Source organism: bacterium, from assembly GCA_017744355.1.
GTDB lineage: Bacteria > Cyanobacteriota > Sericytochromatia > S15B-MN24 > UBA4093 > JAGIBK01.
Genome location: JAGIBK010000004.1, coordinates 311,965 through 324,746, shown reverse-complemented (window position 1 = coordinate 324,746; position 12,782 = coordinate 311,965). Strand labels below are relative to the sequence as shown.

Annotated in this window: 11 protein-coding genes and 1 tRNA gene; 5 read left to right on the top strand and 7 right to left on the bottom strand. The window is 68.5% G+C overall.

Annotation, left to right across the window (positions count from 1 at the left end):
- Nucleotides 1-3: 3 nt before the first annotated feature.
- Nucleotides 4-852 carry a prolipoprotein diacylglyceryl transferase gene (locus J7643_12425; protein MBO9541386.1) on the top strand — a complete coding sequence of 283 codons (849 nt, stop codon included), beginning with the start codon at nt 4-6 and terminating at the stop codon, nt 850-852.
- 259 nt (nt 853-1,111) lie between these two features.
- On the opposite strand, the gene J7643_12420 is transcribed toward J7643_12425, so the two are convergent.
- From J7643_12420 to J7643_12405, 4 genes are read right to left on the bottom strand one after another with little or no spacing between them, the layout of a single operon-like run.
- The gene (locus tag J7643_12420) at nt 1,112-2,986 is read right to left on the bottom strand and encodes a hypothetical protein (protein ID MBO9541385.1); all 1,875 of its coding nucleotides are present in this window, start codon (nt 2,984-2,986) and stop codon (nt 1,112-1,114) included.
- Between the two features lie 30 nt (nt 2,987-3,016).
- Nucleotides 3,017-4,537: a hypothetical protein gene (locus J7643_12415; protein ID MBO9541384.1), complete on the bottom strand. Its 1,521-nt coding sequence runs from the start codon at nt 4,535-4,537 to the stop codon at nt 3,017-3,019.
- Nucleotides 4,538-4,555: 18 nt separating this feature from the next.
- The gene (locus J7643_12410) at nt 4,556-5,128 is read right to left on the bottom strand and encodes a hypothetical protein (protein ID MBO9541383.1); all 573 of its coding nucleotides are present in this window, start codon (nt 5,126-5,128) and stop codon (nt 4,556-4,558) included.
- Between the two features lie 37 nt (nt 5,129-5,165).
- Nucleotides 5,166-5,768 (bottom strand): hypothetical protein, encoded by a 603-nt coding sequence (locus tag J7643_12405; protein ID MBO9541382.1) that lies wholly within the window; start codon nt 5,766-5,768, stop codon nt 5,166-5,168.
- 156 nt (nt 5,769-5,924) lie between these two features.
- On the opposite strand from J7643_12405, the gene J7643_12400 reads away from it, so the two are divergent.
- The gene (locus J7643_12400; GenBank protein MBO9541381.1) at nt 5,925-7,106 is read left to right on the top strand and encodes a hypothetical protein; all 1,182 of its coding nucleotides are present in this window, start codon (nt 5,925-5,927) and stop codon (nt 7,104-7,106) included.
- Nucleotides 7,103-8,194, top strand: coding sequence for a hypothetical protein (locus J7643_12395; protein ID MBO9541380.1), 1,092 nt, complete (start codon nt 7,103-7,105; stop codon nt 8,192-8,194). The genes J7643_12400 and J7643_12395 overlap by 4 nt, the downstream gene beginning before the upstream one ends.
- A gap of 2 nt (nt 8,195-8,196) precedes the next feature.
- Here the strand turns inward: J7643_12395 and J7643_12390 are convergent, their stop codons facing one another.
- A complete protein-coding gene (locus tag J7643_12390) occupies nt 8,197-8,871 on the bottom strand; it encodes a response regulator transcription factor (GenBank protein ID MBO9541379.1) in 675 nt (224 codons plus the stop codon).
- A 103-nt stretch (nt 8,872-8,974) separates the two neighbouring features.
- On the opposite strand from J7643_12390, the gene J7643_12385 reads away from it, so the two are divergent.
- Nucleotides 8,975-9,057, top strand: a tRNA-Leu gene (locus J7643_12385).
- A 94-nt stretch (nt 9,058-9,151) separates the two neighbouring features.
- Here the strand turns inward: J7643_12385 and J7643_12380 are convergent.
- Together J7643_12380 and J7643_12375 are read right to left on the bottom strand one after the other, a co-directional pair.
- On the bottom strand, nt 9,152-10,402 hold the full coding sequence (locus J7643_12380; GenBank protein MBO9541378.1) for an aspartate kinase: 1,251 nt from the start codon (nt 10,400-10,402) through the stop codon (nt 9,152-9,154).
- Nucleotides 10,403-10,427: 25 nt separating this feature from the next.
- Entirely contained in the window at nt 10,428-11,342 is a 915-nt protein-coding gene (locus J7643_12375) for a homoserine kinase (protein ID MBO9541377.1), read from the bottom strand.
- A 120-nt stretch (nt 11,343-11,462) separates the two neighbouring features.
- Between J7643_12375 and J7643_12370 the strand changes: the two genes are divergently transcribed.
- Nucleotides 11,463-12,779 carry a UDP-glucose/GDP-mannose dehydrogenase family protein gene (locus J7643_12370; GenBank protein MBO9541376.1) on the top strand — a complete coding sequence of 439 codons (1,317 nt, stop codon included), beginning with the start codon at nt 11,463-11,465 and terminating at the stop codon, nt 12,777-12,779.
- The last annotated feature ends 3 nt before the right edge of the window (nt 12,780-12,782 follow it).

Here is a 12,782-nt window from a genome sequence, read left to right as displayed (position 1 = left end):
ATGCTGCAATTTCCACCGCTCAACCCGGTTGCCCTCCAGCTCGGCCCCCTCGACGTGGCCGGCCACACCCTGGGGCCCCTGCGGGTCCACTGGTACGGCGTGATGTACGGCCTGGGCTTCTTGCTCACCTACTTCATCGTCAAGGCCCAGGTGAAGCGCCGCGGCATCGTTATGCCCGAAGGCGACGTGGCCGACTTCATCATGACCCTCATCATGGGCGTGATCCTCGGCGGGCGCCTCGGCTACATCCTCTTCTACAACCTCAAGGACTACCTGGCGCACCCGCTCGAGATCCTCGCGGTGTGGCACGGGGGCATGTCCTTCCACGGGGGCCTCATCGGCACCATCGTGGCGGGCTGGTACTACTGCCGCAAGCACAAGCTCAAGTTCCTCGAGATGGCCGACATCGTGATGGTCGCGGTGCCCTTGGGCCTCGGCCTCGGTCGCCTCGGCAACTTCATCAACGGGGAGCTGTGGGGCCGGCCCACCGATCTGCCGTGGGGCATGGTCTTCCCCACCGCTGGCGATGGCCTGCCACGTCACCCGTCGCAGCTCTACGAGTTCGGCTTGGAAGGCATCGTGCTCTTCCTGCTGCTGTTCTTCATGAGCACGCGCCGCCCCAAGCCCGGCGTGCTGCTAGGCACCTTCCTGATCGGCTACGGCGTCATCCGCTTCGGCATCGAGTTTTTGCGCAACCCCGACCCGCAGCTGGGCTTCGTGATCGGCAACCTGTCCATGGGCCAGCTCCTGAGCGTGCCGATGGTCCTGGTGGGCGCCGGGCTCATCGCCTGGGTCCTGCGCCGCAAGGAGGGGGCTTCGAGCGCCCCTGCCGCCTCGGGCGCCGAAGCGTAGACGTTTTGTATCAACAGCGGCCCCACCCGAGAAGGGTGGGGCCGCTTGTCGTTGGCGAGATGGGTGACCAGGCGGGGAGCGCTCCGCTTGGTGGATGGCGATGTCCGTCGGGGACTTGGTGTTCGAGGTTCTGATGAGCTGGGTGGCTTGGGCGTCGGAGTAGGCCTGAGCCCCAGGCTCAATGCCAGTGCCACGATGAGCGATTGAACGATGGATGTGGGCGTGAGGGCCTCTCCGACAGGATCTTGAAGACGCAATTTCAGGGGGTGATCATTCGGATGGCGTGGTTGCCGCTGTCCACCACGAAGAGCTTCATCCCGTAGTAGTTGGAGATGCCGAGGGGATTGTTGAACCTGGCCTGCACGAGGCTGCCGTCCTGGAAGCCTGCGCCCGGCTGGAGGAAGGCGCCCGTGAGGGTCGAGACGTTCAAGTTACTGATCGGGATCTTCCGGATGGCATGGTTCCCGCTGTCCGTCACGAAGAGGTTGCCGTTGCCGTCTTGGGCAATGCCGCTGGGACTGTTGAACCTTGCGTCGTTGCCGATGGCGTTGATGAACTCCTGGGCGGGGGGGAAGGCGATGCCGGGAGCGGCCCCCGCGATGGTGTCGACTGCCCCGTTCGCGGCCGAGACCCTGCGAATGGCGTGGTTGTTCGTGTCCGCGACGTAGAGGTTGCCGCTGTAGAAGACGACGCCGCTGGGGCTGTTGAACTTCGCGCTGGGGCCCGTTGCATTGACGAAGCCTGGCATGCTGTTGCCGGCGATGGTGTTGACGAGCCAGTTCGCTCCGATCTTCGTGAGCTTGCGGATGGCATGGTTGCCAGTGTCGGCCACGTAGAGGTTGCCGCTGTTGTCGACGGCGATCCCCTTGGGGCTGTTGAAGCATGCGGACGTCCCCGTGCCATCCGCCCAATCGGGGAAGCCGTTGCCGGCGATGGTGCTGACCGTCCAGTCCGCCCCGCTCTTCGTGAGCATGCGGATGCGATGGTTGCCGGTGTCGGCCACGTAGAGGGTGCCGCTGTTGTCGACGGCGATCCCGCCGGGGCTGTCGAAGCGTGCGTTCAGCCCGCTGAAGCCGTCGTCGGCGAAGCCTGATTGGCCGTTGCCCGCGATGGTGCTGAGTGCGCTGCTGGCGCTGATCGATTGGTTGGAGAGGTTGAAGCTGCGGATGACGTGGTTGCCGGTGTCCGCCACGTAGAGGGTGTTGTAGTCCAGGACGATCCCGCCGGGGCTGCTGAGCCGCGCGAGGTTGTCGCCGTCGGCTCCTTGGCCGTTCACGAAGCCGGGGGAATTGGTCAAGCCCGCGAGCGTGAAGACGGGAGTCGGGGGGACGTTGAGGGAAAGGAAGGAGTTCGAGACCGCGTCGTTGCTAAAAACGCTGATCGCCGTCGACGAGGCGGTGGCCACCTCGATGCCTTGGGCATCGCGCATGGAGGCATGAAGGTAGTAGGTGGTGTTGGCCTTGAGGCCCGCCAGCTGGAGTTTCGTGGAGGGCTGAGGCTTGGGGAGGGTCTGGGTGGTGCCGTCCACCAGGATCCTGCCGCCGCCTTGGGCCCGCCAGACGCTCGTTTCCACGGTGGCGTACGCGGGCCTTTGGCCGTTGGAGAGCGTGACCTGGGTGCTGGCCGCGAAGTACTTGTCGGCCAGGCGCAGGGGAATCTTGGTGGTGGCGTCGGTGGCGAGGTCGACCGCCACGTACGAGCTCGCATCCACGGAGATGAGCGCGCCCTGGGCGTCGTAGGCCCGGGCGTAGACCCGGTACGCCTTGCCGGGGGAGAGGCCCGTCAGCCGGATCGGTCTCTGCAGGCGAATCGGGGACGTCTGGCTGGACTTCATGAGGTCGACGTCCTGCTCGTCGGTAGGTTGCCCGGTGATGCGCGAGAGCGGCCGGTAGACGCCCGGATCCGTTTCCACGTAGGGGACCACCTCGAGGCGGGCGATGCTCGCGAGGGTGTAGATGGGCACGTTCGCCTGGGTCGAGCGCTCTTCCGCGAGGTGCGGCACCAGGGTGAGGCTCGCGCTTTCCCGCTGAACGGTAGCGGTCCGGTCCACGGCGGGCGGCAGGGAGGCACAGCCCCACAGCCCGAGGCTCAGGGCCAGAGAGAGAGGGAGCAAGCGGAAGGGGAAGGTGCGCATGGGGTGCGTACTCCTGTCGAGGCCTCGAGCCTAGGGGACGATTTTGCGGATGGCGTGGTTGCTTTTGTCTGCCACGTAGAGGTAGCCCGCGCTGTCGAAGGCGAGCCCGGTGGGGCTCGAGAACCGCGCGCTCGAGGTGGATCCGTCGGTGAGGCTCCCGGCGAAGTAGCCGCCCGCGACGGTGGTGACGAAGCCGGTCTGGAGGTCGAGCTTGCGGATGGCGTTGTTGCCGGTGTCCGCGATGAAGAGGTTGCCTGCCTTGTCGAAGGCGAGGCCCTGAGGGCTCGAGAAGCGCGCGCTCGAAGTGGCCCCGTCGACGAAGCCCGAGGCCTTGGTGGGGTAGGAGCCCGCGACGGTGGTGACGATGCCCGTGGGGGTGACCTTGCGGATGGCGCTGTTGCCGGAGTCCGCCACGTAGAGGTTGCCAGAGGCGTCGCTGGCGAGGCCTTGAGGGTTCTCGAACTTCGCGCTCGACGTGGCCCCGTCGACGAAGCCGCCGTACATGCCATCCCGATACCCTGCGAAGGTGCTGATGGCGCCGCCGGGGGTGACCTTGCGGATGGTGTTGAAGGTTTCGGTGGCGTAGAGGTTGCCCGCGGCATCGACGGCGACTCCCTTGGGGAAGCCGATGCTGGTCGCCGTCGGGCTCGCCGCCCCAGGACCGGCGCCGCCATCCGAGATCTGGGTGACGGTGCCGTCGGAGGAGACCCTGATGATGGTGCTTCGGTTGTTCGCGATGATGAGGTTGCCCGCGTTGTCGAAGGTCATCCCCATGGGTTTGTCGAGGTAGCCGCTCAGCGAGGACCAGGTGGTGACGACGCCATCGGGGGTGACCTTGCGGATGGCGTTGTTGTCGGTATCCGAGACCAAGAGATTGCCCGATGCATCGAAGAGGAGCCCGCTCGGGTTGTAGAACCTCGCGCTCGAGGTGGCCCCGTCCGCGAAACTCCCGTTGTGGTATCCGCCCACGAAGGTGGTGACGGGCTCCTCCAGGAAGGCGACATCGAAGGACCCGCTGGAGACGACGCCGCCGGGGGTGACGATGATGCCCGAGGCGGTGGCCTGGCCGTCGAAGGGACGGGTGCCTAGCAGCTTGACCTTGAGGGTGGCCATGGTGGGTCGGTCGTCGCTGGTCACGACCACATCCACGTAGGTGCCCGTGGCGCTGATGAGCGTTCCGGTGGCGTTGTAGGCCTCGGCCTTGACCCGGTAGGTGGTGCCGGGCTTGAGCCGGGAGAAGGAGATGGGATGACTCAGGTTCGCCTTGGGGATATGAAGGATCAGCGCGCTACCACCGGCGCCCGTGACCGGGATCTCGGTGTTGCCGTCGAGCTTGTAGAGCGAGAGTGCGACGTGGTCGACGTCGTTGGCGGTGTAGGAGGGGGCCAGGCCCTGGGGGGCATAGGCGGCCTGGGTTACATCTGCCCGGACGCGCAGCTCGGCGCGACCGTCGGCGACGGCAAGGCCGGCCCCCTGGAAGAGGGGCGGGAGGCTCGCGCAGCCGGCGAGCAAGGTGATGCCCAGGGCGAGGGCGACGTGAGATTTCTGCATCCTTCAGGCTCCTCGCGCTCAGGGGACGATGGTGACGCTGACGCTGTCACTCGCCGTGTAGCCGCCGTTGGTCAAGGTGATCTCCGGGAGGGTGACGGTGCCGCTGAAGACCTGGTCCTTGAGCTTGACGGTCAGGGCGACGGCGGGGCGGTCGTTCTCGCCGATGGCGACGTCGACGTAGGAAGCGCTGTCGGCGGTGCTGATGAGGTCCGCGACCGAGGTGCCCGCGGCCTTGTAGGCCTGGGCCTTGATGCGGTAGGTGGTGTTGGCCTTGAGCTTGGTGAAGACGACGTCGTGACCGAGCTCCGCCCTGGGGACGTCGAGGGTGATGGCCACGTCCTGGCTGTTCTTGACCGGGAGCTCGGTGTTGCCGTCGAGCTTGTAGAGCGAGAGGACGACGTGCGCCACGTCGTCGACGGTGTAGGGGGCGATGACGGCCTGGGCAGCATAGCCTTCCGCCTGGAAGCGAGGGGACACCCGCAGGCTCACCTCGCCGCCCACAGGGGCGGGCCCGAGGGCCGCAGGGGAGCAGCCCGAGAGCAGGATGCCCGCCAGGACGGCGGCTGCGCGGTGGGATGTCGAGCGAAACATGTTCTCGGCTCCTGTTTGACCAGACGGATGGTGTGTTCTAGACGGGATCGGGCGAGGCGGTGGCCATGCCCTCGGGTCCGTCGGTGGTGAGCTCGCCCTCTTCCAAGACCACTCCCGAGGCGGTGGCCTGGCCGTTGAAGAGCCGCCCGATCAGCTTGACCTTGAGGTTCGCCATGGTGGGGCGATCGTCGTAGGCGAGGGCCACATCCAGGTAAGAGCGGCTGTCGTCGGTGCTGATGAGCGAGGCGCTGCTCTCGGCTGCGGCGTTGTAGGCGTAGGAGCGGATCCGGTAGGTGGTCGCGGCGTGGAGGTTGCCGAAGGCGATCGGAGCGCTCAGATTTTCTTTCGGGACGACGGCCTTGAGCGCGACGCCGTTCTTGTTGGTCACGGGGCGCTCGTCGTTGCCGTCGAGCGTAAAGACCTTGACGACCAGGTGATCCACGTCGGCTACCACGTACGGGGAGACGGTCGCCTGGACCGTCAGCCCGCCCGCCTGGATCTGCGGCTGCAGGTGCAGCTCGGCGCGGCCGTCTGCCACGGTACCGTTCGCCTGTCCGAGGAGCGAGCCGAGCGGCAGGGTCATGCAGCCTGCGAGCAAGAGCGTGCCCACGAGCGTTGAAGCCAAAAGCCTGGATACCATGGGGCCTCCTGATGAGATGCGACGGGACGGGCGAAGGGAACGCAGGGACCCGGCCCCCCGTCACGACTGTATGAAATCGATGGGGCCATGGGATAGAGGGGATTCCCTTTGATCTCGGGGGGTTAGCCCCCTAAAGCTCCGGGTATAACGCCCGAGATGAGCCCTCGCTTCTCTGCTGAGACCGACGTCGCGCGCGCCTTCATCCGCCGCGCCCCCCACGCCCTGCCCGCGTGGGGCATGCTCGGGATCGCGCTCCACTACGGCTTGGCGCCCGCCTATAACCTGGTGACCGGGAGCCTGGGCCTGGCCTGGGAGGTGACCCCGGCCATGGCCCTGCGGTGGGGGTTGCTCTCGTGCCTGGTGAGTCTCCCGTTGGTCGCCTGCCTGCCGGTGCTTTCGCGCCTGCGGGCCTGGGGCCTGGACTGGCACCAGCCCCGGCTCGTGAGCTGGGTGATCTACTACGGGGTCTTCGCGACGGCCGCCTTCACGGGGGGCTGGCTCCGATCGTTTTTGGCGCCCTGGGCCCTCGGCGCCCGGCTTCTGCCGCAAACCTTCTGGCAATTGACCTTCTTGCTGGCCTTCTCGCACCTCTCCACGCTCTTCGCATGCGAGATCTTCCTCGCGCGCCGTCGTTCCCGCGAGGCCTGGCTGGCCGCCAACGAGCGCCTGGAACAAGACCTAGCGCGATCGCGATCCGAGCTGGTCGAGGCCGACGATCGCCTGCGCCGAGAGGCCGCCGAGCATCTCCATGGAGAGGTGCAGTCTCGCCTGCTGATGGCCTGGGCCCTCCTGGATCAGCTGCGGGACGTCAATGGCGCCCAGGCGACCGGCTTGCTCGACCGGGCCCAGGACCAGCTGGATCGGCTCCAGTGGCTGGGCTTGCGCCAGGCGCGCGAGCTGCTCGGGGTCGCCGAGGCGCAGCGCCCCCTCTCGGCGATCGTCGCGGAATTGGTCGAGCGCTTCCGGGCCGTGATGCCCGTGACGCTCGCAATGGCCCCCGAGGTCCCGGCGATCGAGGCGCAACTTGGCCCCGAACTCCACCGGGCGGCCGCCTGCCTCGTGGAAGAGGGCTTGCTGAACGCTTTTCGCCATGCCCGCGCCGAGCGGGTCGTGGTCCGCTACGAGCGCCCCTCGCCGATGGAGCTGGTCCTGGTGGTGGAGGACGACGGGGTGGGCTTTGCGCCGGGCGCGTCGCCGAAGGGGCTGGGCCTGTCGGGGCTAGGAGCGGATCTAAAAGAGAAGGGCGGGCGCCTTGAACTCGACTCCCGGCCGGGTCGCGGGACCCGGCTCGTGCTGCGCCTGCCGCTGAATGCGACCGTGCAGGGGGTAATCGCATGATCCGGCGGGGCATCGTCCTGCCGTCTCGGCGCTTTTTCGCCTGGACCGGCTTCATCGTCCTGGCGCCCATGACCCTGACCCTCCTCGCGTGGGCCGACAAGGCCGACGCCGCCCACCATCCCTTCGGGATCGAGGTGGCCATCCTGGTGGGATGCGGCTCCTTCGCCCTGGTCATGGGGGCGCTCGAGCTGTTGAAGCGCGTGGAGGCGGCGGGCTGGAGCTTCGATGCTCCCCTCTGGCGCAACTGGGTCGGGTACTACGGCCTCTGGACCCTGGTCGGGCTGGGGATCGGCTGCGCGCGCGCGACCGCGCTGCAGGCGGCCTTCGGGGTGGCCTTCGCGCCGGGACGGTACCTGTTCGAGGTCGCCATGTGCCTGTACGCGATGCTGCTGGTGGCCTTCTCGCTCGAGAACCAGACCGTGTTCCTCCGCGAGGCCGCGCGCAAGCAAGAAGCGAGCCGCCGCGCGGTGCGCTTCCTCTTCGAGTCGCGCGAGGCCTTCTTCAAGGCGCGCGACCTGCGTCGTCACGAGGTCGTGGCGGTGCTGGAGCGACAGGTCGAGCCCGAGCTGCAAGCCATCCACGAGGGCGTGACCCGCTTGCGCCAAGGACACGGCGAGCTCCTCGAGACGTTGCTCGCGCGGCTCGACCACTTGCGGGACGCGGAGATCCGGAACCTCAGCCACCTGCTCCATCCCTCGATCATCGAGGTGGGCCTCGCCCCGGCGCTGCGGGCCCTGGTCCGCAGCCGGCAGGGCGCTTTCGAGCTGGAAGTCGAGTCCGTCCTGCTGGAGAGCTTCACCCCTGCGCTGCGCTTGCAGCTCTACCGGGTCGTGGAGCAGCTCCTCGACATGGTGCCGCGCCACGCGGCCGGGCGCATCCGGCTGGGAGCGGAGGGCGATCGCCCGGGCGCCTTGATGCTCGACGTCGATTTCCGGGGCGAGGGAGTGGCGCTCGAACCCCTACGCCAAGGCGCCGGCCTCGCGCTGCTAGACGCCCGCGTGGCGCTCCTGTCCGGGGAGTGGGCCGAGCAGAGCGAGCATCCGGAGCGCGTCGGCTTGCGCCTGCGCTTCCCGCTGCCCGTCGCCTAGCCTCAGACGGCGATGCCGCGCAGATAGAGCAGGGCGGCCCGGACCCTGGCGTGGGTCTCGGAGTCGGAGGTGTCCAGGCCGAGCTCGCGGTAGAGGATCCCGAGTTGGTTCTCGACGGTCTTCTCCGAGAGGCCCAGGCGCGCGGCGATGCCCTTGTTGCTGAATCCCTGGGCGATGAGCTGGATCAAGGAGATCTGCCGCTCGCTGAGGGCCGGCCCGTCGACGGGGCTCCGGAAGCCGGCGGCCAGGCGTGGGTCGAGGACGACGAGGCCTGCAGCCGAGCCGCGAATGGCCCGCTCCAGGGTGGCGACGTCCCGCACCGAGGTCTTGAGCAGGTAAGACCAGCCGCCCGCCTGCTCGGTGGGAACCGAAAGCAGGAAGTCGGGCTCGCGGTGATTGGAGAAGAGCAGGATCCCCACCTCGGGCAGGACGCGCCTGAGCGACAGGCCGAGTTGCACGCCGTTGCGGCCCTTGCCCAGGTTGATGTCCAGCAGCAGGACGTCTGGCTTGAGCCGAGGGAGCTCGGCCTCGGCTTTGTCGGCGTCGCCAAAGTCGGCGATGACCGAGATGCCCGGGATGGAGGCGAGCGCCATGCGCAGCAGGTCCCGGAACAGGTCGTCATCCTCGACGATCGCAAGGCGAATGGGGCGGTTCGAGGTGTGCGAATCGGCGTTCATGCCCGCCATTCTAGCTTATCCAGCCCGCTTGCTCAAAAAAATCGCGTGATTGCTTAAAAAGGGCTTTACCTGACCAAGGTCGTGTGTTATATTAAAGAGGTTCGCGGAAGTGGCGAAATGGCAGACGCGCATGCCTCAGGAGCATGTGGGGGCAACCCCTTGGAGGTTCAAGTCCTCTCTTCCGCACTCAACCGCCCGGGCTCAGGCCCGGGCGGTTTTTTTTGCGCCCGGCCCCGCAATAGAAAACGGACCGCCAAGGCGGTCCGTCGAGAGAGAAGGGTTACGGCTGGGGCGAGAGCGGGGCTTCGACCGCGCCGAGCGCAAAGCGGCGGTGCAGGGCGCGGACGGCGGCCTCGGCCTGGTCTCGCGCGATCACGCACGAGACCTTGATCTCGGAGGTCGAGATCATCTGGATGTTGATCCCCTCGTCGGCGAGCGCCGAGAACATGGCCGCCGCCGTGCCCGGGTGATTGATCATGCCGGCGCCCACGATGGAGACCTTGGCCACGTCGCCCGCGGCGATGACCCCCGAGGCGCCGAGGCTTTCGGCCACCTCGTTGACGACGCGCCGAGCACTCGAGAGGTCCCCCTCACTGACGGTGAAGGCGATGTCGGTACGGTCCGAGCCGCCCGTCGTGTGCTCGGTCTGGATGATCATGTCCACGTCGATGTGCTGCTTGGCGAGCGCGTTGAAGAGCTGGGCGGCCACCCCGGGCTGATCGGGCACCTGGAGGACGGCGAGCTTGGCCTGCTTGAGGTCGGCGGTGACGCCGGTGACCGGGTTCAACTGTTCCAACTGATCCACCCCCTTGACGACCGTCCCGGTCCCCTCGTTAAAGCTCGACCGAACGCGCAGGACCAGCTTGGCGTGCTTGGCGTACTCGACCGAGCGCGGGTGCAGCACCTTGGCGCCCAGGCTCGCCAGCTCGAGCATCTCGTCGTAGGAGATCTCGGCGTGCATCCGAGCATCCTTCACCACGCGCGGGTCGGCGGTGTAGACCCCGTCCACGTCGGTGAAAATGTCGCAGAAGTCGGCCGAGAGGGCCGCGGCGAGCGCGACGGCGGTCGTGTCCGAGCCGCCGCGGCCGAGGGTGGTGATGGATCCCGCCTCGGTGACGCCCTGGAAGCCCGCGACCACGACCACGTACCCTTCGGTCAGGAGCCCCTTCACCCGGCGGGTGTCGATGGTCTTGATGGGGGCGTTGCGGTGGACGGGCTCGGTGGTGATCCCCGCCTGCCAGCCCGTGAGGCTGACGGCGCTCACGCCCTCTTCGATGAGGGCCTGGGCGAGCAGCGCGATGGAGACCTGCTCGCCGGTGGAGAGCAGCATGTCCACCTCGCGGGGGGAGGGGGCGCTCGAGATCTGGTTCATGAGGCCGACGAGGCCGTCGGTGGTCTTGCCCATGGCCGAGACCGCGACCACGACGTCGTGGCCCTCGCGGCGGGTCTGGGCGACCCGGCGCGCGACGTGCCGGATCCGCTCCACGTCCGCGACGGACGAGCCGCCGAACTTCTGAACGATCAAGGCCATGGGTGATCCTCTTCGAGACGGCCCGTTATGCGGCCGGATGGATGGTGGCGCCCTGCGCGGCGATCGCACTCGGAAAGGCCCTAGCGACGATCCCTGCCTCCGCCCAGGCCTCGGCCATCGCGCGGGCGACGGCGTCGCGCCCCTCGACGGGGCACCAGGCGAGCAAGGTGGGCCCGGCCCCCGAGAGGGTCGTTCCCCAGGCTCCAGCCTCGCGCGCCGCGCGCGTCACCTCGGCCATGCCGGGGACCAATGGGGCGCGATAGGGTTGGTGGAGCCTGTCGGCGAGGGCCTCGGCCAAGCGCTCGTATCGCCCCGAAAAGAGGGCGGAAACCAGCAGGGCCGCGCGCCCCACATTATAGACCGCATCGGCATGGGGAACAAGCGAAGGCAAGGCCGCGCGGGCGATCGCGGTGGCGAGCTCGAAGGCGGGAACGGCGACCACGAGCCCCGGCTCCTCGGCCACCATGAGGCGCTCGACGATTAGCCCCCCCTCGCCCTCCAGGGCGAGGCAGACGCCCCCCAGCAGGGCGGGTGCCACGTTGTCCGGGTGGCCTTCGAGGGCCGTGGCGAGGCGCAAGAGGTCGGCCTGGGCGAGAGGCTCGCCCAGCACGTGGTTGGCGGCCATGAGCCCGCCGACCACGGCGCTTGCGCTGGAGCCGAGGCCGCGCCCGAGCGGGATGGCCGCCTCGCAGACGACCGAGAGCGGGGGTAGCGAGGTGCCGACCTCGGCTGCAAGCCGCTCGGCAGCAACGAGAAACAGGTTGCGCCCGGCTTCGAGCGGCTCGGCCGCTCCTTCGCCCATCAATCGGTAGCTAGGGGCCCCAGCCGGGGCTACGTCGATGCGGAAGCGGTTGTAGACGGGCAGCGCGAGGCCCAAGCAATCGAAGCCGGGGCCCATGTTGGCGGAGGTGGCGGGGACGACGACCTCGAAATCTGGCATCCTACCGAGCCTTCCTGTGGCGACGCGCACCGGATTTTTGGGCGCGCGCGCCCTTCGTCGCGAGCGGGGATCGATTGTACCATCTGAGCCGATCCGACCATGGGATGCGGGAGGGCTCGAATGCGGGTATGCGTCGTCGGCTGTGGCCGGCAGGGTTTGGTCATGGCCGCCTTCTTCGCCGAGATCGGTCACCGGGTGCGGTGTATCGCCGACGATCCCGAGCGCCGTTCTCGGCTGGAGCGCGGCGAGCTGAGCGTTCGCGAGCCCGGTCTCGGGCGGCTCCTCGCCTTTCACCACATGGCGGGAAACCTTTCCTTCTCGACCGCCCTTGCGCCCAGCGTCGCCGAGGCGGACGTGGTCCTGATGGCCATCGAGACACCCCCTTCGAGCTCCGGCGAGCCCGATCTGACGGCCTTGCGCCGTGCGGCCCAGCAGGTGGGCGCGGCCCTTGAGGGCGAGACCCTGATCGCCCTCAAGGGGATGATCCCCATCGGCTGCGCGGCCTGGGTCGGCATGTGGCTCGCCGAGGCGGCGGGGGTGTCGGTCCGCGCCGGGGCGCCGGCCCGCGCGCCGGCCTTCGAGGTGGTCACCCTGCCGGGCCCCCTGCGCGCGGGTAGCGCCCTGCGCGACGCCTTCGAGCCCCCTTGCCTCTTGGTAGGGGCCACCGCCCCCCGAGCGCTCGAGGCGGTGCGGGCCCTCTACGCGCCGTGGCGCGGAAGTGAGCGGATCCCCCTGGTCGCGACCGACCCGGCGACCGCCGAGCTCGTCCCCTTCGCCGCCAGTGCCTTCCTGGCGACCCGGGCGGCCTTCTCCGACGAGCTCACGCAGCTCTGCGAGCGCTTCGGCGCTTCTCAGGCCGATCTCGCCCTGGGGCTGGGGCTCGATCCTCGCCTGGCGGGCGCGGGCGGCTGGGCCTGGGGCGAGCGGGCCGCGACCGGGGAGCTTGCGGCCTTGAATCGCCTGGCCGAGGAGTACGGCGAGACGCCCGGGGTGCTGCGCGCAGCGCAGGCGACCCTCTCGAAGCGGCGGGCCTTTACCGTGACCAAGCTCCAGCGTCATCTCAAGGTCCTCAAGGGCCGCACCGTGGTCCTCATGGGCCTGGATGCGGCGCCCGACGACGGGAACGCCTCTCTCCCGCTCGATTTGGCCGAGCACCTGCTTTCGATCGGGGTCAAGGTCCGGGCTTACGACCCCGAGGGGGGGCGCGACGCCGCTGCCCGCTGCCCGGCGCTCGTCGTCGCCGCCTGCCCCTACGAGGCGGCCCGAGGGGCCGACGCGCTCATCTTCGACGCGCGTGCGGCCTGGACGGAGCTCGACCTTTCGCGCCTGCGCCGGCAGGTGCGGACACCCTTTTTGCTCGATGCGCGCAATGCGCTCTCGCCCGGCGAGGTCCGAGCCGCCGGGTTCGCCTACGCCGGTATCGGCCGCTCTACGTAAGAG